The following is a 24,059-nucleotide window of genomic DNA, read 5'->3' on the forward strand; positions in this document are numbered from 1 at the left end:
GGTAAAATTGTTTCGGACTGTTGCTGAATTGGTAGAAATTGCAGAAAAAGAAGATATCCTCATATCCGAGGTTATGATACGGCAGGAAATGGATGTTAAAAATAAGACACGTGAAGAAGTTTTTGCAGAAATGGAAAGAAACCTTCAGGTCATGGAAAAGGCAATCGAGGATAGTTTAAAAGGAGTTCAGTCTGTTACTGGGTTAACAGGTGGAGACGCCGTAAAAATTCAAGCATATATGCGGGAAAAAAAACCATTATCTGGTCATTTAATGTTAGATGCGGTTAGTAAAGCAATGGGTACAAATGAGGTAAATGCAGCAATGGGAGTTATTTGTGCTACTCCTACAGCTGGTAGTGCAGGCTGTGTACCTGGTACATTGTTTGCTGTAAAAGAACAATTAAATCCAACCCGTGAACAAATGATTCGCTATTTGTTTACAGCAGGTGCCTTTGGTTTAGTAGTAGCAAATAACGCTTTCATCTCGGGTGCAGCAGGTGGCTGCCAGGCAGAGGTTGGATCTGCAGGTGCGATGGCTTCGGCCGCTATAGTAGAAATGGCAGGAGGCACACCACAGCAATCAGCCGATGCGTTTGCCATGACATTAAAGAACATGCTTGGTCTCGTCTGTGATCCAGTTGCGGGACTTGTTGAGGTACCATGTGTGAAGCGAAATGCTGGTGGGTCAGCATTGGCAATAGTTTCTGCTGATATGGCATTAGCTGGTGTTCAGAGCCGTATTCCATGTGATGAAGTAATTGGCGCGATGTATCGAATTGGACAACAGATGCCATCTTCTTTACGTGAAACAGGTGAAGGCGGTTTAGCAGATACACCAACAGGTAGATTCTTAAAGGAAAAGATTTTTGGTATGTCAGTTTAGAAAGAGTGATTTCTTATGTTACGTAACTCTGTATTAGAAATTAAAGGCGTTGGGGAAAAATTTGCCGAGGATTTGCAGGCATTAAATATTTATACAGTGGAAGACTTATTGTTTTATTTCCCCTCAAGATATGATGTGCTAGAAATATTACCGCTAAGTGATTTAGTACATGAGGATAAGGTAACCATTGAGGGAAGGGTTCTAAGTGCACCTTCTCTTTCTTTTTATGGAAGAAAAAAATCAAGACTTAGTTTTACAATTGAAGTAGAAGATATTGCTGTAAAGGCAGTTATGTTCAATAGAGCTTTTGCAAAGAAGCAAATTCAAGTAGGAGATACAGTAACGTTAACTGGTAAGTGGGATGCACATCGATTGCAAATTACGGTAAGTAATTATGCAAAAGGTTCATTAGAGAAAGAAACAAAGATTCATCCCATATATTCTGTAAAAGGAAATGTCACGAGTTACAAACTTAGAAAAGCTATTGAACAAGCAATTAACGAATATGCTGATCAAATTATTGAAATATTACCAGATGATATGCTTCAGGCTTATAAGATTCCGAGCCGCAAAGCTGCTATCAAAACGATGCATTTTCCAGAAAGTCGGCTCTCCTTAAAGCATGCTAGGAGGAGGCTTACTTATGAGGAGCTATTGCTCTTTCAGTTGAAAATGCAGGTGTTACGAAAAAGAAGACGGGAAGCTTCTGTTGGAAATTCCCTGAGCTATGACCCATTGAAACTTCAAGATTTTATTGATTCATTCCCATTTTCATTAACGAATGCACAGCATAAGTCATTACAGCAAATATTAGCGGATATGAAATCGCCATACCGAATGAATCGGTTACTACAGGGTGATGTAGGCTCTGGGAAAACTGCTGTTGCTGCAATTTCCCTTTATGCAGCTATCACGGCAAATAAGCAGGGGGCGTTAATGGTTCCAACGGAAATACTTGCAGAACAACATTTTGAGTCATTGCAGAAGCTTTTTGGTGAAAGAGCTAGAATTGAACTGTTAACTGGATCTATCAAAGGAAAACGGCGTAAAGAAATACTTTCTGAAGTGGAGAAGCATCAAGTTCAGATTCTTGTCGGGACACATGCATTAATTCAGGAGGATGTGTTTTTTGATGATTTAGGGTTAGTTATCGTAGATGAACAGCACCGCTTTGGAGTAGAACAAAGACGTGCCTTAAGTAATAAGGGCCTTCATCCTGATGTATTATTCATGACGGCAACACCAATACCAAGAACACTTGCTATTACAGCATTTGGTGATATGGATGTATCAGTCATAAATGAAATGCCTGCAGGAAGGAAAGAAATTGAAACATACTGGACCAAGGCAAATACATTTGATCGGGTACTTGGTTTTATTCAAAAACGTGTAGATAATGGTGAACAGGCATACATCATTTGTCCACTTATTGAAGAATCCGATAAACTTGACATTCAAAATGCCGTTGATTTGTATCAAGAATTAGTAGATTTTTATCCGCCACAAGTTCGGGTTGGATTAATGCATGGGCGGTTACGTACAGATGAAAAGGAAGAAGTAATGAAAGATTTTGCAGCTAATCGGATACAGGTCCTAGTATCAACTACCGTAGTTGAGGTAGGCGTCAATGTACCAAATGCCACCATTATGGTAATTTATGATGCCGAACGATTTGGGTTATCTCAGCTTCATCAGCTTCGTGGAAGGGTGGGGCGTGGTGATAAACAAAGTTATTGTATTTTAATTGCCGACCCAAAAGGAGATACAGGTAAAGAAAGAATGCGGATTATGACGGAAACGAATGATGGATTTGAACTTTCGGAGCAGGATTTAAAATTACGTGGCCCTGGTGACTTTTTTGGAACAAAGCAGAGTGGATTACCAGACTTCAAGGTTGCTGATGTGATTCATGATTACCGAGCGCTGGAGACCGCACGAAATGATGCTCAGGAAATTATTGAATTTGATCTGTTGGGCAAGGACCCAGATTATAATAATTTACGAATTCTACTAGAAAATGAAGGAGTATTCGATACGAAGCTGGACTAATCTCGCTTGCAAATTTATGATTGTTCGTATATATTACTATTAGTACCAAGTCATAATAGTAGCATGTATTATCATGACGAATAAAAATAGATGGATGGTGCTTTGAGTGAGATTACCAAAGGTAAAGAGGCAAGAGCGTTTACAGGAAACAATAGAAGAAACCCCGTTCATTACTGATGAAGATTTAGCAAAAAAGTTTGATGTCAGTATACAAACTATCCGATTAGACCGTATGGAATTGGCGATTCCAGAGTTGCGTGAACGAATAAAAACAGTCGCTAAGAACCAATGGAATGAAACCGTCCGGTCATTACCACTTGAAGACGTTATTGGGGAAATAATTGATTTAGAATTAGATAAACGTGCGATTTCCATTTTAGATATTGGCAAGGAACATGTTTTTACAAGAAATAATATTGCAAGAGGACATCATTTATTTGCACAAGCTAACTCTCTCGCTGTTGCAGTCATTAATGACGAATTAGCACTGACAACGAAATCTGAACTGAATTTTAAACGGCAGGTACATCAAGGTGAGCGAGTAGTGGCAAAGGCATTTGTGCACGGAGTAAATGAAAAAGGTCTTACCGTTGTTAAAGTTGATAGTTATGTAGACAGTGAACTGGTTTTTACTGGAGAATTTCATATGTATCGGTCAACTGAGAAAAGAGGAGAATCAAAATGAAGATTGCAATAGATGCCATGGGGGGCGACCATGCACCGAAAGAGATTGTACTTGGTGCGATGGATGCTGTAAGGGAAATTCCAAATTTACATATAACATTGGTTGGACATGAGGATGAGATTAAGCAATTCTTAACTAACGCAGAGCGAATCGAAATTATTCATGCAGATGAAGTAATAACAGGTGATGATGAACCTGTTCGGGCTGTTAGAAAGAAGAAGAATTCTTCCCTTGTTAAAATGGCGGTTGAAGTAAAGGAGAATAGAGCAGATGCATGTATTTCAGCTGGAAATACTGGTGCGCTCATGAGTGCGGGTTTATTTGTTGTTGGACGTATTCCAGGCATTGACCGACCTGCATTATCACCAACTCTTCCTACATTAGATGGCAAGGGCTTCCTGATGTTAGATGTAGGGGCAAATGTCGAGGCAAAGCCTTCACATTTACTGCAATATGCCATCATGGGTTCTGTGTATGCAGAAAAAGTACGTTCGATTAATAACCCTAAAGTTGGGTTACTAAATGTTGGAACAGAAGATGGTAAAGGAAATGATTTGACGAAAAAGGCATTTGATTTAATGAAAAAAGCGCCTATTAATTTTATAGGAAATGTAGAAGCTAGAGATTTACTAGAAGGTGTAGCAGATGTCGTTGTGACCGATGGTTTTAGTGGTAATGTTGCCTTAAAAACTATTGAAGGTACAGCATCGGCATTATTTTCCATGATCAAAGAAACCTTTATGTCATCTTTTAAAACGAAGATTGCTGCAGGAATGTTAAAAGGTGATTTGAAGGGATTAAAAAATAAATTAGATTACTCAGAGTATGGTGGGGCAGCACTATTTGGATTAGCAGCTCCGGTAATTAAGGCACATGGTTCTTCTAATCGGAGAGCAATCTACAGTGCGATTAAACAAACATGTAATATGGTAGAAAATCATGTAACGGAAACGATTAAAGATACTGTTGAGGCTATGCAAGCGAATGAGGGGGATAATGAATGAGAAAAATAGCATTTATGTTTCCGGGTCAGGGCTCACAGTCCGTAGGCATGGGGAAGGAGATCCACGATTCCTTTCCTAGTATTCAAGAAATGTACGTTAGAGCAAATGAAGCAATAGGAAAAGATTTGAAGCAAATAATGTTTGAAGGGCCTACTGAGGAGCTTACTGAAACAGAAAATGCACAACCAGCATTATTACTATCAAGTATTGCATTATTCAGCTTATTAAAAGAAGCAAATATAGAGCCAAATATGGTTGTTGGTCATAGCTTAGGAGAGTATAGTGCATTGGTAGCAGCTGGCGCAATTTCGCTTGAAGAAGCATTACCTTTAGTCGCAACACGAGGTAGACTAATGGAACGTGCTTTTCCAAAGGGACAAGGTACCATGGCAGCAGTTTTGGGGTTAACGGTAGAAGCTATCGAAGAAGTAATTGGGACAATTACAGATGAGGTAGTTGATATTGCCAATTTAAATTGTCCTGGACAAATTGTTATTTCTGGATCGCAAAAAGGAGTAGAAAAGGCGACAGCTCTTTTGAAGGAGAAGGGTGCTAAACGGGTGCTTCCATTAAATGTTAGTGGTCCATTTCATTCTAGACTGATGAAGACAGCTAATGAGGATTTCTCCACATACTTAAATCGGGTTACAATACAGGATGCTGATGTACCAGTATTTGCTAATGTAACAGCAGAACCTGTAACGAATCACCAGGAAATTAAGGAATTACTATTAAAGCAATTATATTCTCCGGTCCGTTTTGAGGAATCTGTTCGTAATATGATCGCTCAAGGTGTAGATGCTTTTGTAGAAGTTGGAAACGGGAAGGTCTTAAGCGGCTTAGTGAAAAAAATTGATAAGACAGCAACTATTTTCACGATTCAGGATGAAACTTCCTTACAAGATTTTATTACCTGGTATAAGGGGGAGGAATAATGTTAACTGGAAAGACAGCTATCGTGACAGGTGGTTCACGAGGGATTGGCAAGGCAATTGCCATAGAATTGGCGAAGAATGGCGCAAATGTAGTTGTAAATTATGCTGGAAATGAAGCTAGGGCACAAGAAGTTGTCGAAGAGATCATCGGATTGGGAGTTCAAGCAATAAAGGTACAAGCAGATGTTGCCAATGAAGCTCAAGTGAAAGAATTAATGCAAACTACTATAGATACCTTTGGAAGTATTGATATACTGGTTAATAATGCTGGAATTACTCGCGACAACTTGCTAATGAGAATGAAAGAAACTGAATTTGACCAAGTTATAAATACAAATCTTAAAGGTGTTTTCATTTGTACAAAAGCTGTAACAAGACAAATGATGAAACAGCGTTCAGGTCGTATTATCAATGTTGCTTCCATTGTGGGGGTAAGTGGAAATCCAGGACAGGCTAATTATGTAGCAGCAAAAGCAGGAGTTATAGGTCTTACTAAAACAACCGCAAAAGAGCTTGCTTCACGTAATATTATCGTTAATGCAGTCGCTCCAGGGTTCATTTCTACTGACATGACCGATGAATTAACAGATGAACAAAAATCTGGAATGCTTGAATTAATTCCTCTTGCAAGATTCGGACAACCAGAGGATGTGGCTAAAGTTATTCGCTTTTTAGCATCCGATGATGCAAGTTATATTACGGGTCAAACCATACATATTGACGGTGGGATGGTTATGTAACTACAATTACCTTTGAAGGGAGGTGAACGAAGTATGGCAGACGTATTTGATCGTGTAAAAGAAATTATTGTTGATAAATTAGATGTTGAAGAATCAAAAGTAACGATGGAAGCTTCATTTAAAGATGATTTAGAGGCTGATTCATTAGATGTTGTTGAGCTTGTAATGGAGCTTGAGGATGAATTTGACATGGAAATTGCTGATGAAGAAGCAGAGAAAATTAACACTGTTGGTGATGCTGTAAATTACATAAAAAATTTACAGGGATAATATAAGAAGCTAGAGAGGTCTCGCGTTCATGCGAGACTTTTCCATACAACAAGAGGTGACTGGTCTATATGAATCGTGAGAAATTAGAGACCTTGTTAAATATTAAATTTCAACGTATCAAAACAATTCAACAGGCATTTACCCATTCATCTTATGTGAATGAGCATCGTGAGTTAAACTATTCCGATAATGAACGGTTAGAATTTTTAGGAGATGCTGTATTAGAGCTTGGGGTTTCTCAATACCTCTATCAAAAATATCCTACAATGCCTGAAGGAGAAATGACAAAACTACGTGCTTCTATCGTTTGTGAACCTTCACTGGCATCTTTTGCACGTGGGCTAGATTTTGGAAGTCACATACTTTTAGGTAAAGGCGAGGAAATGACTGGGGGAAGAAACAGACCTGCATTACTAGCGGACGTTTTTGAGGCATTTTTGGGTGCGCTTTATTTAGATCAAGGATATGAAATTGCGTTAGACTTTCTAGAAAAGCATGTATTTCCTAAAATAGACACAGGTGCTTTTTCGCATGGGATGGATTATAAAAGCAAGCTACAGGAAATTATTCAACAAGACAAAAATCAAACGATTGAATATCAAATAGTAGAAGAAAAAGGGCCTTCTCATAATAAAGAATTCGTTGCTGAACTTTTAATTAATCAAAAGCTATATGGGACGGGAATTGGAAGGACAAAAAAAGAGGCAGAACAACGAGCAGCTAAGGATGCACTAGATAAATTAGGTGTATAAATGGAGAAATACGTAAGGTATTCGAAGAAAGACTGTGTTCATCGTGAACAGCAGTCTTTCTTAATTTATTACAATTATTTTCGTACATGACGTAATTCCTCAATGAATGCTTGAGTTTCGAAAGCAGATAAGCTCCCTTTTTGTATAATAACATCATACATAAATTTAATATCTTCATATTTTGAAAGATCATAGTCATCAGGGTTTAATAGGCTACGATTAACAACGGATAATCGTTTAGCCATGTCTTCCAATATATATGTTAAATTTTCCATGGAAGGATTTTCTAAGTCCATAATACACCTCTTTATACGTTTAATAGAGTAAAAAACAGGGACACACTTCTTTTGTGTCTACGATTATGATAAAATAAATGCGTTAAAAAGCCAATCTATAACTGTTTAATATAGAAATTTATATAGTTCGAGTATAAAAAGAGAAAAGGAAACTAAATCTGAATAAAGATTTTTTTTCCTATAGGAGAATGTCTATGTATTTAAAGCGATTAGAATCTGTTGGGTTTAAATCCTTTGCAGAACGAATTAATGTTGAATTTGTTCCCGGTGTTACAGCGGTTGTAGGCCCTAACGGAAGTGGTAAGAGTAATATTACAGATGCGATGCGCTGGGTATTGGGGGAACAATCAGCAAAATCGTTACGTGGATCCAAAATGGAGGATATTATTTTTCAAGGAAGTGATACTAGAAAACCACTAAATGTTGCCGAAGTAACACTTGTCCTTGATAATAGCGATCATGCATTGCCACTAGATTTTGATGAGGTAAGTGTAACAAGAAGAGTTTATCGTTCTGGTGATAGTGAGTTTTATATTAATAAACAGTCTTGTCGGTTAAAAGATATTGTCGATTTATTCTTAGACTCTGGTCTTGGAAAAGAAGCATTTTCTATCATAAGTCAAGGTAAAGTTGAGGAAATCCTTAGCTCCAAAGCAGAAGAACGAAGAACCATTTTTGAGGAAGCGGCAGGCGTACTTAAATATAAACAGCGAAAGAAAAAAGCGGAATATAAGCTGGCAGAAACACAAGAGAATTTAAATCGTGTAGAAGATATTATTTATGAAATTGAAAGTCAATTGGAACCTTTAAAAGCCCAGGCTGAAACAGCAAAAGAATATTTACACCAAAAAGAGTTATTAAAAAACCATGAAATTTCCTTACTGATCACAGAAATTGAACTCTTGCATGATGAATGGCAAGCTATATTAAAAGAAATAGAATCTGAAAAAATGGCAGAAATTGAATTGAAGACTGGTATTCAGAAGAAGGAAGCAGCTCTTGCTAGTGAGAGACAGGAAATTGATCGAATCGATGATAAAATTAATGAATTACAGGAACGTCTGCTAATCACTACACAGCAGCTGGAACAATATGAGGGAAAGAAACAGGTTTTTCATGAACGAATAAAGCATTATACTGAAAATAAAGAAAAGCTTGTAGCAGATAAAGAAGAAGCTGAGCGCAGGATTTTTATCTTAGAATCAGAACTTAAAGAAGAAGAGATTAAATTACAATCATTAATAGAAGCCAGACAAAAAACGAAACAAGTTGTGGAAGAGTTAAGGCGAAAACTGACCACGGATAAAGAGAGCTTAGCAGAGCAAATTGAGGATCTGAAATCTGAATATATTGAGTTCTTGAACCAACAGGCAGCAAAACGAAATGAAAAACAGTCTATCGCACAACAACTACAACAAATTACTGGCAAAAAAGATATCCAAGAAGAAAAGTTCCATGATTTGCTGAAGCAAAGAGAAATTTATACAAAAAACCTTGATGAAGCTACCAAGACTCTTCAAACGATTGAGGCTAATTATCGGGAGAAGGATGAGTCCATCAGGAATTTAAAACTGGATATCGAGAAGCGACGTAAACAATATCAGGAATCACAGACAAAGCTATTCCAAGGCTATCAATTGATAGAAAAACTTAAATCGAAAAAAGAAATGCTAGAAGAGATGAAGGAGGACTTTCAAGGATTCTTTCAAGGAGTTAAAGCTGTCTTAAGAGCTCGAGAAGAAGGGAAACTATCTTCCATTCATGGTGCTGTTATTGAATTAATCGATGTACCTAAAGAATACATAACAGCAATAGAAACTGTTCTTGGTGGACAAGCTCAGCATATCGTGGTGGAAAACGATGAGACAGCAAGACAAGCAATTAATTGGTTGAAAAAAACAAATGGAGGTAGAGCAACATTTCTTCCATTAGGATCCATACAGCCAAGATTTATCCCAAGTGATGTATTGTCACAAATAGAATCACATCCCGGATATGTAGGTATAGCTGGGAAACTTGTAAATACCAATAGTGCTTTTCAAAAGTCGGTCGACCATTTAATGGGGCATGTGGTTATTGCAAAAACGTTAAAGGATGCCAATGAAATTGCGCGAATTACCTTGAGAAGGTATCGTGTCGTTACCTTAGATGGTGATGTAGTACACCCGGGGGGATCCATGTCAGGTGGTGCACAGAAAAAGACCAATCAATCCTTGTTCACTAGAGAAAAGGATCTAGCAGAGCTGACTGAAAAATTAGCAGATTACGAAGCGAAAGCAGTTGATTTTGAGAAGCAGGTTCACGTGCAGAAACACAAAATAGCAGAACTGGAGATAGCACTTCAGAATCTAGAGGACACGTTATCAGACGACCAATTCCAGCTCCAAGAAGCAAGAGCCGCCCATAAAGAACTAGAATTAAAACTAGCATCCTTAAAGGATAGTCTTTCTATCTATGATCAAGATAAAGAACAATATCATCTTGATATGAAAACTTTAGAAGATAGAGACAGTCAACTAAATGATGAATTAAATCAAATTGAGGAACAGTTACAAAAGCTAAACGCTCAAATTGACCTGTTAGCAAAAGAAGAGGTTGAATTTAAAGAAAATCAAGATCTACTACAGCAGGATTTTCATAAGTATCAAGTACAGCTTGCAGAGCAAGAAGAGCGTGTAAAATACCAACAGGAAAATCAAAGTAAGCTGCAGGAACAACTGAATGAAATAAAACAGCGTCAACGCACTTTAGAGGATGAACTTGACGAGCTAGTACAATTATCCGAATCTCATGAGACTGAAGAGGAAATCAGCGAGAAGGTAATGGAGAAAAGCAATGAAAAAACAACAATTACCGAAAGCATTCAGGAACTGCGATCTGAAAGGATGGAACGTACGAAAAGACTTCAGGATGATGAGAGAGAATTGAAGGAAGAAAATAAAAACCATCAAGCATTATTGGAAAAGCTACAGAAAAAAGAAGTAAAAGCGAATCGAATAGATGTAGAGCTTGAAAATCGTTTAACAGTACTTCAAACGGAATATATTATCACCTTTGAAAAAGCTAAGCAGGATTATGATAAGGTTGAAAATATCGAGGAAGCAAAGAATGAAGTAAAAGCAATTAAACTAAAAATAGAACGACTAGGAAACGTAAATCTTGGAGCAATTGATGAGTATGAACGAATTTCGGAACGCTATACATTCTTATCGGAACAGCGTGATGACCTAGTTCAAGCAAAGCAAACTCTCTTTTCTGCTATTAAAGAAATGGATGAGGAAATGGAGCATTTATTTAGCTCGACCTTCTCGCAAATAAAAGAGGAATTTGCGATTGTATTTAAAGAATTATTTGGTGGTGGTCATGCAGAGCTAAAACTAACAGATCCAAGTAACATACTGGAAACAGGAGTAGACATCATTGCACAGCCTCCTGGTAAAAAGCTACAAAATTTAGGCCTTTTATCAGGTGGTGAAAGAGCTTTGACAGCTATTGCATTACTCTTTGCCATTTTAAGGGTTCGACCAGTGCCTTTCTGTGTTCTTGATGAGGTTGAGGCCGCATTAGATGAGGCAAATGTTGTTCGATTTGCAAAGTATGTAAAACAATATAGTGAAAACACACAATTTATCGTGATCACACATCGTCAGGGAACAATGGAAAATGCTGACGTATTATATGGTGTAACAATGCAAGAGTCAGGGGTATCCAGGCTAGTTTCAGTCCGTTTAGAAGAAACGAAAGAGTTAATGCGATCTTAGAAAGGAGTGTTAAGCAATGAGTTTTTTACAAAAACTTAAAAATAAATTTAAGCAAGATAATCAAGAAGAGGTTTCAGCAAAATATAAGGAAGGTATGGAGAAAACGCGGAAATCATTTTCTGGTCGAATAAATGATTTAATTGCACGTTATCGAAAAGTTGATGAAGACTTTTTCGAGGAACTCGAGGAGGTTTTAATTTCCGCTGATGTTGGTGTTACAACGGTAATGGAATTAATAGATGAGCTGAGGTTCGAGGTACAGCGTCGAAATATTAAAGATACTAAAGAAGTGAGAGAAGTAATCTCTGAAAAACTAGTAGATATTTATTATGGAGATGACAATGAAGTGATTGAAACGTTACATCTCCTAGAGAATGGTTTAAGTGTCATATTGGTTGTCGGTGTAAATGGTGTTGGAAAAACTACGACAATTGGAAAGCTTGCACATCGCTTGAAAGGTGAAGGTAAGACGGTTATGCTAGCTGCCGGGGATACGTTCCGAGCAGGTGCTATTGAGCAACTAGAAGTATGGGGCGAGCGTGCGGGTGTCGAAGTAATCAAACAAAATGAAGGAAGTGATCCAGCAGCAGTTATTTTCGACGCTATTAAGGCAGCTAAATCTCGTAATGTAGATGTGTTACTATGTGACACTGCTGGAAGATTGCAGAATAAAGTTAACTTGATGAATGAATTAGAAAAAGTTAAGCGAGTTATTGAACGAGAAATTCCAGGTGCTCCACACGAGGTCTTACTAGTTCTAGATGCAACAACTGGCCAAAACGCATTAACTCAGGCAAAAACCTTCTCTAAAGCTACGAATGTATCAGGTATTGTCTTAACTAAACTAGATGGAACTGCTAAGGGTGGTATTGTTTTAGCAATACGAAACGAGCTAAACATACCAGTTAAATTTGTTGGTTTAGGTGAAAAATCAGAGGATCTGCAAACATTTGATGCAAATGCCTTTGTATACGGACTCTTTGCAGACATGATTGAAGACGCTGCTGAATTAGAACAGTAAAATCGTTAAAATGACAATTACTTTTTGGCATCCGCAATTATATTCGGATGCCAGTTTTATCAGTACTTCTACTTGCAAAACCAGTCATCGTCCGTTATCATAATTTGTAAAGGACTTTCACTTAACAAGGGGTGTAGAGGAATGCTAGAAAAAACAACAAGAATAAATTATTTATTAGATTTTTATCAAGCATTATTAACACCCAAGCAACGAAGCTATATGGAAATGTACTATCTAGAGGACTACTCATTGGGTGAAATATCAGAGGAAGCAAATGTTTCCAGACAAGCAGTATATGATAATATTAAGCGTACAGAAGCAATGCTTGAATCCTATGAGGAAAAACTACATTTATATGAAAAATTTATGGAGCGATTGAAGATTATTCAAAAGCTAGACGAAAGAGTCACTGCAATCGGTGACGAATCGTTGATAAACTATATGAATCAATTAAAAGAATTAGATTAGGGGGATACCTTCTATGGCATTTGAAGGATTAGCCGACCGCCTGCAAAATACGATTAAGAAGATCACAGGAAGAGGTAAAGTTTCAGAGCAAGATGTAAAGGAAATGACCCGAGAGATTCGGTTAGCGTTACTAGAGGCAGATGTTAATTTCAAAGTAGTGAAGGAATTAATTGGCCGAATAAAGGAACGTGCAGTTGGCCAAGAGGTAATGGAAAGTCTTACTCCAGGTCAACAGGTTATTAAAGTGGTAAAAGAAGAATTAACAGAGCTTATGGGTGGGGAACAGAGTAAAATTGCAGTAAGTGATAGGCCACCAACAGTTATTATGATGGTAGGACTTCAAGGTGCTGGGAAGACAACAACTACCGGTAAGCTTGCTAATTTGCTTAGGAAAAAACATAATCGCTCGCCTTTACTTGTTGCCTGTGACGTATATCGTCCTGCCGCAATCAAGCAGCTAGAAACATTAGGATCACAGTTGGATATGCCTGTTTTCTCTATGGGAACAGAAGCAAACCCTGTCGATATTGCAAAAAAAGCAATGGAGAAGGCGAAGGAAGATCATCACGATTATGTGTTAATCGACACAGCTGGTAGACTTCATATTGATACGGATTTAATGGAAGAGCTAGAGCAAATAAAAGCTACCGTTCAACCAGATGAAATTTTCCTTGTTGTAGATGCTATGACAGGACAGGATGCAGTTAATGTAGCAGAAAGCTTTAATGAGCTACTTGATATTACTGGGGTTGTTTTAACTAAGCTTGACGGGGATACTCGTGGTGGTGCTGCATTATCAATTAAAGCTGTAACAGGTAAGTCCATTAAGTTTGCAGGTATGGGTGAGAAGCTAGATCAATTAGAACCATTTCATCCAGAGCGGATGGCTTCACGTATTTTAGGAATGGGTGACGTTCTAACTCTCATTGAAAAAGCTCAGGCAACAGTTGATGAAAAACAAGCGAAAGCTTTAGAGGAAAAAATGCGTACAATGTCCTTTACTTTTGACGATTTTCTAGAACAGATGAGTCAAGTAAAGAAAATGGGGCCACTGGATGATTTATTAGCAATGATACCCGGGGCTAATAAGATGAAGGGACTTAAAAATGTTCAGGTAGACGAAAAACAATTAGCTCATGTGGAGGCAATAATCCAGTCTATGACAAAACAAGAGCGAAATGATCCGTCAATTATGAATGCTAGTCGTAAAAAAAGAATCGCAAAAGGATCCGGGACATCGGTTTCTCAGGTTAACCGTTTATTAAAGCAGTTTGATGAAATGAAAAAAATGATGAAACAAATGACAAACATGCAAAAAGGCAAAAAAGGAAAAGGCTTCAAACTACCATTTAACCCGTTTTAGATTAATTGTGGTGAGTTAAGTATTTTTATTTTTTTGATGCACAGAGTGATCCGAATACACGAAGACTCCTGCGGGAGGATAGGCCTAGGTTAGACCCCGCAATGCGATACACGAGGAGTCTCTTCAGCCGCCCGTGGAAAGCGAAGTGTATTCGGATCACGGACATGGCCTAACAACCAGCATTTATTGATAATGTTTAAAAATAGTATAAAAAACAAGATGTAATGTAAAAACACTTTACAGACTAAAAACTTTCTGTTAAAATCAATTCTTGTGAGAACATAATAATGGAGGTGCAAGTAATGGCAGTAAAAATTCGTTTAAAACGTATGGGTTCTAAAAGAAATCCATTCTATCGTATTGTTGTAGCTGATTCACGTTCTCCTCGTGACGGACGTTCTATTGAGCAAATTGGAACTTATAACCCTGTAGTTGATCCAGTTGAAGTTAAAATAGATGAAGCAAAAGCACTTGATTGGATGGCAAAAGGTGCTAAGCCAAGTGATACAGTACGTAATTTATTTTCTAAAGAAGGCATCATGAAGAAATTCCACGAACAAAAAACTAATAAGTAAAGTAGTGTGATATCATGAAAGCCCTAATTGAATCGATTGTTACACCATTAGTTGATTATCCAGAGGATGTTAATGTGACAGAAAGAGAAGAGGAAACTAAAATTGTTTATCATCTCACTGTCAATCAGAATGACGTTGGTAAGGTAATTGGCAAAAATGGCCGTATCGCTAAAGCGATTCGTACTGTGGTTTATGCAGCCAAAACGGATGCAAATAAACGAATCTATCTAGATATCATGTGAGGGAAAGGGAAACCTTTCCCTTTTTACTCATTCTCCTACAGGTGATTACACCGTCTAGAGAAACAATTTAAATTTTCACTTCACGAAAACACAATAACTTCTGTTCTAGTAGTGCTGGAATAGATTTCAATTTTTCTATTAGAGGTATGATTGAGAGTGAGGAATTTAAATGAATATCATAAAAAAGGTAGTCATTAAACAGGTCATTACTGAAAATAGTAAATCAGCTTTAAAACAAAAATTCAATAATCAAAAAATGCGTCTTGAACAAGAGTGTCAACAGCTGTTATTTGAACAGCGAAAATTACAAAATAAAAAAGGTATCTCTAAGCAACAGCTTCAAAGTCGTTTTCAGCAAGAAATCAAAAAACGGAAAGAAAAAATCAACCTTATCGTCTTTAAAATAGAACAACTAGAAATGCTCGATATTGGAAGTGAAATTGTGGAAGGTGAAGTTGAGGCTCTTGTTGAAGTGAATGTTGGTACGCATTGGAATGAATTAATAGAACAAACAGCAATCGTTATAAAAGATGACATTGTAATTCGGATTGATAAATAGTGGGTGAGATAGAATGAATGAAAAAATGTACACGGTAGGAAAGATTATTAATACACATGGAATACGTGGCGATGTAAAGGTTTTGCGTATCAGTGATTTTGATGAACGATTTAATATTGGGAATACGCTTTACCTGGTAAGTGATCAGAAAAAGATAGAAGAACTGATTATCGATGGACATCGGATACACAAGGGATATGATTTAATACATTTTCAAGGGTTAAATAATATTAACGATGTAGAGCATTTTAAAGGCTCTTTTTTAAAAATTACAGAATCCCAGCTAACTGAATTAGAAGAAAATGAATATTACTATCATGAGATAATTGGCTGTGAAGTGTATACAACCTCTGGTGAAGCAGTCGGACATATAAAAGAAATCCTATCACCGGGTGCCAATGATGTTTGGGTAGTTCAGCGACAAAGCGGGAAGGATATACTGATTCCATACATCGAGGATGTTGTTCTTGAAATCGATGTGGAAGGAAAGAAAGTAGTAATTGAACCAATGGAAGGATTGCTAGAGTAATGCATATTGATATATTAACGCTATTTCCAGAAATGATTGAAGGCGTGTTTAATACATCCATACTAAAGAAGGCTCAGGATAAAAATAGCTTTAGCTACCAACTGGTTAATTTTCGCGATTATACAACCAACAAACATCATAAAGTGGACGATTATCCATACGGTGGTGGAGCTGGGATGGTCTTAGCACCACAGCCTATTTTTGATGCTATGGAAGCAATTACGAAAAAAAGGCCCTCTAAACCTCGAGTTTTATTAATGTGTCCTCAGGGTGAGAGATATACGCAGAAGAAAGCTGAAGAACTGTCGAGAGAAGAGCATTTAATCATTATATGTGGTCATTATGAGGGGTACGATGAACGTATCCGAGAACATTTAGTTACTGATGAAATCTCCATTGGAGATTATGTATTAACTGGTGGAGAGCTAGGTGCAATGGTAGTAGTGGATAGTATCGTTAGATTGTTGCCTGATGTACTAGGCAATAGTGAGTCAGCTCCGATGGACTCGTTTTCATCTGGTTTATTAGAGCATCCTCACTATACGAGACCAGCTGATTTTAGGGGAATGAGGGTTCCAGATGTGCTACTTTCAGGTGACCATGCAAAAATCGATGCTTGGAGACATAGAGAATCACTAAAGAGAACACTTCAACGTCGTAAGGACTTATTAAACAATTATCCTCTTTCGGAAGAAGATAGATTGATTCTAAAGGAAATAATGGACGATAAATAAGGAAGATGTCGTATGGATTTAGATTACATCTTCGTCGTAGAAAAATAAAAAATAAAAGATTGAAGTCTACTTCTTGTTATGGTATATTATTTATTGTGCTTAAGTGCGCTTAAGTGCTTATAAACGATGTTCCGCTGTTACATAACGTGTAATAAGAGCATTGGTTTGGAAGGAGTGAAGCAGGATGCAAAAATTAATCGAAGAAATCACAAAAGATCAACTTCGTACTGATCATCCTGATTTCCGCCCAGGAGATACTGTTAAAGTTCACGTTAAGGTAGTAGAAGGAACTCGTGAACGTATCCAGGTTTTCGAAGGTGTCGTTATTAAACGTCAAAACGGTGGAATCAGCGAGACATTTACTGTAAGAAAAATTTCTTATGGTGTTGGTGTAGAACGTACTTTCCCAGTACATTCACCTCGTGTTGATAAAATTGAAGTTACTCGCCGCGGTATTGTTCGTCGTGCGAAACTTTACTATCTTCGTAACCTACGCGGAAAAGCAGCGCGTATTAAAGAGCGTCGATAAGAAAAGAATACAAAATCAAAAGTTAGAAAGGAGCTTGGTACATGTTCAAGCTCCTTTTTACTTAAGAAAATCCTTCAGCCAGTTTCATAAGGGATAAAAGAATGATAATATTAATAATGTCATCCATATTGTAGGTTTTGGAGGTTCTAGAAAATGGCAAAGACAAAAGAAAAAAGTGATTGGTTTGATTGGGTTAAAGCCTTATTAATAGCATTTGTATTAGCTTTTCTCGTTAGAACATTTCTTTTCACACCAATAGTTGTCGATGGCCCATCTATGCAGCCAACACTACATAATCGTGACCAAATGATAGTAAATAAATTTATTTATCGTATTGATGAACCAGAAAGATTTGATATTGTTGTTTTTCATGCGAATGATCAAAAGGACTTTATAAAACGAGTTATTGGGCTGCCTGGTGATCATGTAGCATATAAGGACAATGTTTTATACATAAATGGACAACCTATAAAGGAAAAGTTTTTTCAAGATGATAATATAGTAATGACATATGATTTTACGTTAGAAGAAGTTACCGGGAATTATTCAACCGTTCCCGAAGGACATGTCTTTGTATTAGGAGATAACCGTACGAATTCTACTGACAGTAGAATACTTGGACCGATACCAATTGATCAAATAGTTGGGAAGGCGAGTGTCATTTATTGGCCATTTGATCGTATGCAGTTGTTAGGAGAGTAGATTTTATATGACAATTCAGTGGTTTCCAGGACATATGGCAAAAGCAAGAAGGGAAATTGAAGAAAGACTGAAGTTAGTTGACTTTGTCATGGAGCTAGTCGATGCAAGGGCACCACTATCTTCGCAAAACCCAATGCTCCAGCAAATATTACAGCAAAAATCAAAAATGATGTTACTCATGAAGCGTGATTTAGCAGATGCAAAAATTACGGAAGATTGGATAGCTTATTTTAAAGAGAGAGGTATTCCCGCATTAGCCGTAAACGTAAATGATAAGGCTGATATTAGTCGTGTAATTCAGCTCGCAAAAGAATTAGGACAGCAAAAATTAGAAAAAATGATTAAAAAGGGTATTAAACCTAGACCAGCTAGGGCTATGATTGTGGGTATACCGAATGTAGGAAAGTCAACTTTAATTAATCGGCTAGCAAATAAGAAAATTGCTAAGGTTGGAGACAGGCCAGGTGTCACGAAACAGCAGCTTTGGATAAAAGTGAAAAAGGATTTTGAGTTACTTGATACGCCTGGAATCCTTTGGCCTAAATTTGAGGATCAGATCGTCGGCTATCGATTAGCTGCTATTGGTACGATTAAAGACCAATTATTGTCATTGCAAGATATCGTTGCTTTTGTTCTTCGCTATTTACAAGAGAATTACCCTAGCCTTTTGCTGGAACGGTACCAAATAGAAGTCTCGGAGGATGATATGCTGGAAGTTTTTATCCAAATTGGTAAGCTTCGAGGTGCCTTAGAAAGCGGGGGAAATGTTAATTTTGATAAGGTTGCTGAGATTGTACTACGTGATTTAAGGACTGGTAGACTTGGAAATATTACCCTAGAAAAACCAGTAACGGAAGAATAAGGCATCCATCAATTTAGATGGATGTCTTTTCTTTTTTCTAATTCTGCCGATATAGAACATAAGGGAAAGGAAATTAAAAATGAAAGCTCAATCTATTAATGAAATAAAGGCATTGTTTCAAGCAGGGAAGCTAAAAGAAGCGGACATTCTGACGTTAAAAAACGATCAGCGCAAAGGCGTTCAACAGATTGTCTCGTCCTATGAAAAACAATTATTGAAAGAGAAAGCGTTAGAGCAACTTTTCCAAGAAATGAGTACATATGAAAGAGTTAGCTATGAAAAAGGAAAATATCTAGTAGCTGGGGTTGATGAAGCGGGAAGAGGCCCACTTGCTGGACCTGTTGTGGCTGCAGCGGTGATACTACCAAGAGATTTTAAGTTACTAGGTTTAAATGATTCTAAGCAATTAGCAGAACAAAAAAGGGAAGAGTACTTTGCTGTAATTAAAGAGGAAGCTATAAGCTATGGAATTGCAATAATAGATAATCAAACAATAGACAATCTAAATATTCTTGAAGCAACCAAAATGGCAATGCATAAAGCAATAGGTCAATTACAACCTCCAGCTGAGCATGTATTAATAGATGCTGTTCAACTTGAGAATCTACATTGTTCATCTGAATCTATTATTAAAGGTGATGCGAATAGCATTTCAATTGCAGCTGCTAGCATATTAGCAAAAGTAACTCGAGATCGTATCATGAAGGAAATTGATAAACAATATCCGATGTATGATTTTCGATCGAATATGGGCTATGGTACAAAAGCTCATTTGGAAGGATTACAAATGTACGGAATATCACCATATCATCGTCAATCATTTGCACCTGTTCGCGATTGTCAAAAAGGATAAAGTGAGGTGTTTTAAGCTGAATATACAACAAATAATGGGAAAAGTGATTGCAAATCTGAGACAAGATGGTCAAGCTTTAAGACCTGGTCAAATTGTACAAGGGAAAATAGTAGCGATTTATCCAAATAATAAAGCTCAGATTCAGCTCGGAACAACATTATTGATTGCCCAATTAGAGGCAGCATTGGAGGTTGGTGCTAAGTATCATTTTCAAGTTCAGGAGGGAAGAGAAATTCCTCAATTAAAGGTAATTGGAGAGGCCCTAAGACAGTCACAGCTCAGTAACGCTGAAAGTCTCTTACAGCAATTTGGAATAAAACCAACAAAAGGCAATGCAGAATTCGTTGAGCTTTTATTACAACAGAAAATCCCCTTTGAGAAAGACCAGTTACAGCAAGCAGTGTTGTTATTAGATCGCGCAGGAAACAGGTTATTAGCTCAGCAGGTATTACTAGAAATGTTTTCTAATAGGATGCCGATAACACCGAATATTTATCTCTCCCTATTTTTAAGGGAAAGTAATGAATTTTATAGTCAGCTTCTGTTACTTGAACAGACGCTTCAACAAGAACAGAAACTCAATCACCAAGTAAAGCAGCAATTAATGACACTGTTAGCTCGATATACAGGGAGTTCAGAGAATTACAAATTTGAATTAGTTCAGCGACTGACAGATAATCCAGCAACATTTAACTTTTTAAAAGCAATTCGTTTCATTAATCGTGACATGCAATATTCAGATTGGGGACAACAGTTACAGCAAACAAATAAACAAGATGCTAGTGTTATGGTTACTGAGTATAATCATAATAGGATTTTACAAGTGCTAACGAATATTTTACCTAAAGCCCCAGTAATCCGCGATCAGGCAGCTTTATTTCTACAAACATGGGGAAATTTACTACATGAAAGTGTTACCAAGGGAATGGCATTACCTGAAGAGCAGTTTGGAAAACTTACATATGACTTACAGCAAACAATGAGAACTGTTGCGCAACAAGTAGATTTTCAGGTCCTTAATACTCCAAAGGATTTGCGAAATATTATTATTGATCTAGAGATTTTAGCAAACCAAGAGAACCAAACAAAAATAGGTGAACATCATACTAGAATACTAAAGGATTTATTTTTGGAACAAACAAGAAATGTTCTAACTCAATCTGGTTTAAATTATGAAAAAGTAATTCACCAGGAGGAGATGAATCCTCAGCATACGTTAAAAGGCTTGGTAACTCAATTAATGCAACAATCTGATGGTAATACGCAGGAAGTGGCTACAAGGTTGTTACATTTTATGAATGGTGTCCAATTACAATCTATTCAGGAATCTGACAATTTTTTACAAGCGCAATTAGTTATTCCAGCGGGTAAATTTGGGCTAAGCTCCGATATTGAATTATCCTTTGAGGGTACTAAAAATAAAGATGGAGAGTTGAATAAAGAGTTTTGTAGAATTATGTTCTTTTTAGAATTGAATCATATTGAAAAAACAGTGATTGATATGCACGTTCAAAAGCGTACTATATCCTTGACGATATTAAATGATTATCCAATAGATGAAACCATCCATCATTTAAAATCTGGATTAAAAGAAGGTTTGGCAAAAATTGATTACCAGTTAACATCCGTTACATATAAACCATTATCGAATAATCAATTAGCTGACAAAAAGGATAAAATTCCTGAAAAACAGCATGAAACCTATCGAGGAGTTGATTATCGGATATGAAACTAAAAAGACAAAAGGCAGTAGCATTATCATATGACCCGAGAAAAGATTATGCGCCTAAGGTGACGGCAACAGGGAAGGGACTAATTGCTGAAGAGATTATTCAGAAAGCGAAAGAAAATCAGATTCCTATTATGGAAGACCATACACTTGTCGAATTACTAGCAGAGTTAGATATTAATGAAAAAATCCCTAAAGAGCTTTATCATGCAGTGGCTGAAGTCTTTGCTTTTATTTATCGAACTGATCAACGATTTGAAGGGATTAAGAAAGACTAGTATTTCCGACATATTTTTTACTCTTTTCTTGTGCAATTTTCTGTTTTTTAATACAATAAAAATGCAGTGAATTTTGATGGGAGGACAAAGAATGAATATTCATGAGTATCAAGGGAAAGAAATTTTACGCAAATATGGTGTAAAAGTTCCTAATGGATATGTTGCATATACAGTAGATGAAGCTGTAGAGGCAGCGGAGAAATTAGGCACTTCTGTTACTGTAGTAAAAGCACAAATTCACGCAGGTGGCCGCGGTAAAGCGGGCGGTGTTAAGGTAGCTAAGAATTTAGATGAAGTTCGTACATATGCAAATGAAATTCTTGGTAAAACCCTTGTAACACATCAAACTGGCCCTGAAGGTAAAGAAGTGAAACGTCTTTTAATTGAAGAGGGCTGTGATATTAAGAAAGAGTATTATATCGGTGTAGTACTTGATCGTGCTACCTCTCGAGTTGTCATGATGGGCTCTGAAGAGGGTGGTACTGAAATTGAAGAGGTGGCAGCGAAGACACCTGAAAAAATCTTCAAAGAAATTATTGACCCTGTTGTTGGTTTATCCGGATATCAAGCTCGTAGACTAGCATTTAATATGAATATTCCAGATGAATTAATTAATAAAGCAGTGAAATTCATGTCTGGCCTTTATCAAGCATTTGTAGAAAAAGATTGTTCGATCGCAGAAATCAACCCACTTGTTACAACGGGTGATGGAGAAGTGTTAGCACTAGATGCAAAATTAAACTTTGATGATAACGCTTTATATCGTCAAAATGATGTAGTGGAATATCGTGATTATGATGAAGAAGATGAAAAGGAAATCGAAGCATCTAAGTATGACCTTAGCTATGTTGCATTAGATGGTAATATCGGTTGTATGGTTAATGGTGCAGGGCTTGCAATGTCAACTATGGATATTATTAAATTCTATGGCGGCGAACCGGCTAACTTTTTAGATGTTGGGGGCGGTGCAACTGCTGAAAAGGTTACAGAAGCGTTTAAAATCATTTTGTCCGATAAAAATGTAAAAGGTATTTTTGTCAATATCTTTGGCGGCATTATGAAGTGTGATGTTATAGCTGAAGGTGTTGTAGAAGCTACAAAACAAGTAGGATTAAATTTACCTTTAGTTGTTCGTCTAGAAGGAACGAATGTTGACCTAGGTAAGAAAATTCTAAACGAATCTGGGTTAAATATTATTCCTGCTGATTCTATGGCTGATGGTGCAGAAAAAATTGTATCTTTAGTAAAAGGTGCATAATCGGATAATAAATCTTGTATATTAATAGACTAGTTTTTGGAAAGGACGGACGAAAATGAGTGTTTATGTTAATAAAGATACAAAAGTAATTGTCCAAGGTATCACTGGTGGTACTGCTAGATTCCACACCAAGCAAATGCTTGAGTATGGCACTAAAATAGTTGGTGGTGTGACACCAAAAAAAGGCGGTACAGAGGTTGAAGGTGTACCTGTATTTAATACTGTGAAGGAAGCGGTAGATGCAACAGGTGCAACTGCATCTGTAATATATGTTCCTGCTCCTTTTGCCGCAGATGCAATTTTAGAAGCAGTAGATGCAGAGCTAGACCTAGTTATTTGTATTACAGAGCATATTCCAGTCCTAGATATGGTTAAAGTAAAGCGTTATATGGAAGGTAAGAAAACGCGTTTAGTAGGACCAAACTGTCCAGGTGTCATCACTCCTGGTGAATGTAAGATCGGAATTATGCCAGGATATATCCATACAAAAGGACATATTGGAGTTGTATCTCGTTCTGGAACATTAACATATGAAGCAGTTCATCAATTATCCCAAGCTGGCTATGGTCAAACTACAGCAGTAGGAATCGGTGGAGACCCTGTAAACGGTACTAATTTCATTGATGTACTAAAAGCATTTAATGAAGACCCAGAAACATATGCAGTCGTAATGATTGGTGAAATTGGAGGTACTGCAGAAGAAGAGGCTGCTGAGTGGGTTAAAGCAAATATGACAAAACCAGTAGTAGGCTTTATAGGTGGAGCAACAGCACCTCCAGGAAAACGAATGGGCCATGCTGGAGCAATTATCTCTGGTGGTAAAGGTACCGCAGAAGAGAAAATACGTGTGATGAATGAATGCGGAATTGAAGTTGCTGAAACACCAGCGGTTATTGGAGAAACAATGATTCGTGTTCTTAAGGAAAAAGGATTAGCTGAAAAATGTAAAACTCACTAATACCTTTTAGGTAATTTTCACTAA

General features: G+C 37.2%; 26 protein-coding genes. 25 read left to right on the forward strand and 1 reads right to left on the reverse strand.

Annotated features, from left to right (window positions below; genetic code table 11):
* Positions 1 to 7: 7 nt before the first annotated feature.
* The 8 genes from sdaAA to rnc all read left to right on the forward strand — a co-directional run bounded on the left by sdaAA (position 8) and on the right by rnc (position 7,318).
* Positions 8 to 883 (forward strand): L-serine ammonia-lyase, iron-sulfur-dependent, subunit alpha, encoded by an 876-nt coding sequence (sdaAA, locus tag KI338_RS03670; RefSeq protein WP_212919603.1) that lies wholly within the window; start codon positions 8 to 10, stop codon positions 881 to 883.
* A gap of 15 nt (positions 884 to 898) precedes the next feature.
* Positions 899 to 2,932 carry an ATP-dependent DNA helicase RecG gene (gene recG / locus KI338_RS03675; protein WP_212919604.1) on the forward strand — a complete coding sequence of 678 codons (2,034 nt, stop codon included), beginning with the start codon at positions 899 to 901 and terminating at the stop codon, positions 2,930 to 2,932.
* 106 nt (positions 2,933 to 3,038) lie between these two features.
* A complete protein-coding gene (gene fapR, locus KI338_RS03680) occupies positions 3,039 to 3,617 on the forward strand; it encodes a transcription factor FapR (protein ID WP_212919605.1) in 579 nt (192 codons plus the stop codon).
* Positions 3,614 to 4,621, forward strand: coding sequence for a phosphate acyltransferase PlsX (gene plsX / locus KI338_RS03685; protein WP_212919606.1), 1,008 nt, complete (start codon positions 3,614 to 3,616; stop codon positions 4,619 to 4,621). Before fapR ends, plsX begins: the two co-directional genes overlap by 4 nt.
* Positions 4,618 to 5,556 (forward strand): ACP S-malonyltransferase, encoded by a 939-nt coding sequence (fabD, locus tag KI338_RS03690; RefSeq protein ID WP_212919607.1) that lies wholly within the window; start codon positions 4,618 to 4,620, stop codon positions 5,554 to 5,556. The genes plsX and fabD overlap by 4 nt, the downstream gene beginning before the upstream one ends.
* A complete protein-coding gene (gene fabG / locus KI338_RS03695) occupies positions 5,556 to 6,296 on the forward strand; it encodes a 3-oxoacyl-[acyl-carrier-protein] reductase (RefSeq protein WP_212919608.1) in 741 nt (246 codons plus the stop codon). The genes fabD and fabG overlap by 1 nt, the downstream gene beginning before the upstream one ends.
* Before the next feature lie 33 nt (positions 6,297 to 6,329).
* The gene (gene acpP / locus KI338_RS03700) at positions 6,330 to 6,566 is read left to right on the forward strand and encodes an acyl carrier protein (RefSeq protein ID WP_010093481.1); all 237 of its coding nucleotides are present in this window, start codon (positions 6,330 to 6,332) and stop codon (positions 6,564 to 6,566) included.
* Between the two features lie 68 nt (positions 6,567 to 6,634).
* On the forward strand, positions 6,635 to 7,318 hold the full coding sequence (rnc, locus tag KI338_RS03705; RefSeq protein ID WP_212919609.1) for a ribonuclease III: 684 nt from the start codon (positions 6,635 to 6,637) through the stop codon (positions 7,316 to 7,318).
* Between the two features lie 74 nt (positions 7,319 to 7,392).
* Here the strand turns inward: rnc and KI338_RS03710 are convergent, their stop codons facing one another.
* Entirely contained in the window at positions 7,393 to 7,614 is a 222-nt protein-coding gene (locus KI338_RS03710; protein WP_212919610.1) for a DUF1128 domain-containing protein, read from the reverse strand.
* Between the two features lie 194 nt (positions 7,615 to 7,808).
* Between KI338_RS03710 and smc the strand changes: the two genes are divergently transcribed.
* From smc to sucD, 17 genes are all read left to right on the forward strand, one after another.
* Complete coding sequence (smc, locus tag KI338_RS03715) at positions 7,809 to 11,375, forward strand: chromosome segregation protein SMC (protein WP_212919611.1); 3,567 nt, start codon at positions 7,809 to 7,811, stop codon at positions 11,373 to 11,375.
* A 16-nt stretch (positions 11,376 to 11,391) separates the two neighbouring features.
* A complete protein-coding gene (gene ftsY, locus KI338_RS03720; RefSeq protein ID WP_212919612.1) occupies positions 11,392 to 12,396 on the forward strand; it encodes a signal recognition particle-docking protein FtsY in 1,005 nt (334 codons plus the stop codon).
* A 141-nt stretch (positions 12,397 to 12,537) separates the two neighbouring features.
* Positions 12,538 to 12,864, forward strand: coding sequence for a putative DNA-binding protein (locus KI338_RS03725; RefSeq protein ID WP_212919613.1), 327 nt, complete (start codon positions 12,538 to 12,540; stop codon positions 12,862 to 12,864).
* Positions 12,865 to 12,877: 13 nt separating this feature from the next.
* Positions 12,878 to 14,227, forward strand: a complete 1,350-nt coding sequence (gene ffh / locus KI338_RS03730; protein ID WP_212919614.1) for a signal recognition particle protein — start codon at positions 12,878 to 12,880, stop codon at positions 14,225 to 14,227.
* Positions 14,228 to 14,529: 302 nt separating this feature from the next.
* Positions 14,530 to 14,802 (forward strand): 30S ribosomal protein S16, encoded by a 273-nt coding sequence (rpsP, locus tag KI338_RS03735; RefSeq protein ID WP_212919615.1) that lies wholly within the window; start codon positions 14,530 to 14,532, stop codon positions 14,800 to 14,802.
* A gap of 14 nt (positions 14,803 to 14,816) precedes the next feature.
* Positions 14,817 to 15,044, forward strand: a complete 228-nt coding sequence (locus tag KI338_RS03740) for a KH domain-containing protein (protein ID WP_212919616.1) — start codon at positions 14,817 to 14,819, stop codon at positions 15,042 to 15,044.
* Positions 15,045 to 15,213: 169 nt separating this feature from the next.
* On the forward strand, positions 15,214 to 15,603 hold the full coding sequence (locus KI338_RS03745) for a YlqD family protein (RefSeq protein ID WP_212919617.1): 390 nt from the start codon (positions 15,214 to 15,216) through the stop codon (positions 15,601 to 15,603).
* Positions 15,604 to 15,616: 13 nt separating this feature from the next.
* The gene (rimM, locus tag KI338_RS03750) at positions 15,617 to 16,132 is read left to right on the forward strand and encodes a ribosome maturation factor RimM (protein WP_212919618.1); all 516 of its coding nucleotides are present in this window, start codon (positions 15,617 to 15,619) and stop codon (positions 16,130 to 16,132) included.
* A complete protein-coding gene (gene trmD, locus KI338_RS03755) occupies positions 16,132 to 16,866 on the forward strand; it encodes a tRNA (guanosine(37)-N1)-methyltransferase TrmD (RefSeq protein WP_212919619.1) in 735 nt (244 codons plus the stop codon). Before rimM ends, trmD begins: the two co-directional genes overlap by 1 nt.
* 184 nt (positions 16,867 to 17,050) lie before the next feature.
* Positions 17,051 to 17,395: a 50S ribosomal protein L19 gene (gene rplS, locus KI338_RS03760; protein ID WP_212919620.1), complete on the forward strand. Its 345-nt coding sequence runs from the start codon at positions 17,051 to 17,053 to the stop codon at positions 17,393 to 17,395.
* 153 nt (positions 17,396 to 17,548) lie between these two features.
* On the forward strand, positions 17,549 to 18,097 hold the full coding sequence (lepB, locus tag KI338_RS03765) for a signal peptidase I (protein ID WP_212919621.1): 549 nt from the start codon (positions 17,549 to 17,551) through the stop codon (positions 18,095 to 18,097).
* Positions 18,098 to 18,104: 7 nt separating this feature from the next.
* Positions 18,105 to 18,959, forward strand: coding sequence for a ribosome biogenesis GTPase YlqF (gene ylqF, locus KI338_RS03770; RefSeq protein ID WP_212919622.1), 855 nt, complete (start codon positions 18,105 to 18,107; stop codon positions 18,957 to 18,959).
* Between the two features lie 79 nt (positions 18,960 to 19,038).
* Positions 19,039 to 19,812 (forward strand): ribonuclease HII, encoded by a 774-nt coding sequence (gene rnhB, locus KI338_RS03775; RefSeq protein ID WP_212919623.1) that lies wholly within the window; start codon positions 19,039 to 19,041, stop codon positions 19,810 to 19,812.
* A 1-nt stretch (position 19,813) separates the two neighbouring features.
* Positions 19,814 to 21,541, forward strand: a complete 1,728-nt coding sequence (locus KI338_RS03780) for a hypothetical protein (RefSeq protein ID WP_212919624.1) — start codon at positions 19,814 to 19,816, stop codon at positions 21,539 to 21,541.
* Entirely contained in the window at positions 21,538 to 21,819 is a 282-nt protein-coding gene (locus tag KI338_RS03785) for an EscU/YscU/HrcU family type III secretion system export apparatus switch protein (RefSeq protein ID WP_212919625.1), read from the forward strand. The genes KI338_RS03780 and KI338_RS03785 overlap by 4 nt, the downstream gene beginning before the upstream one ends.
* A 91-nt stretch (positions 21,820 to 21,910) precedes the next feature.
* Positions 21,911 to 23,077: an ADP-forming succinate--CoA ligase subunit beta gene (gene sucC / locus KI338_RS03790; RefSeq protein WP_212919626.1), complete on the forward strand. Its 1,167-nt coding sequence runs from the start codon at positions 21,911 to 21,913 to the stop codon at positions 23,075 to 23,077.
* Positions 23,078 to 23,132: 55 nt separating this feature from the next.
* A complete protein-coding gene (gene sucD, locus KI338_RS03795; RefSeq protein ID WP_212919627.1) occupies positions 23,133 to 24,035 on the forward strand; it encodes a succinate--CoA ligase subunit alpha in 903 nt (300 codons plus the stop codon).
* The last annotated feature ends 24 nt before the right edge of the window (positions 24,036 to 24,059 follow it).

The organism is Ornithinibacillus bavariensis, assembly GCF_018333235.1.
In the GTDB taxonomy this organism is placed as follows: Bacteria; Bacillota; Bacilli; order Bacillales; family Amphibacillaceae; genus Ornithinibacillus; species Ornithinibacillus bavariensis.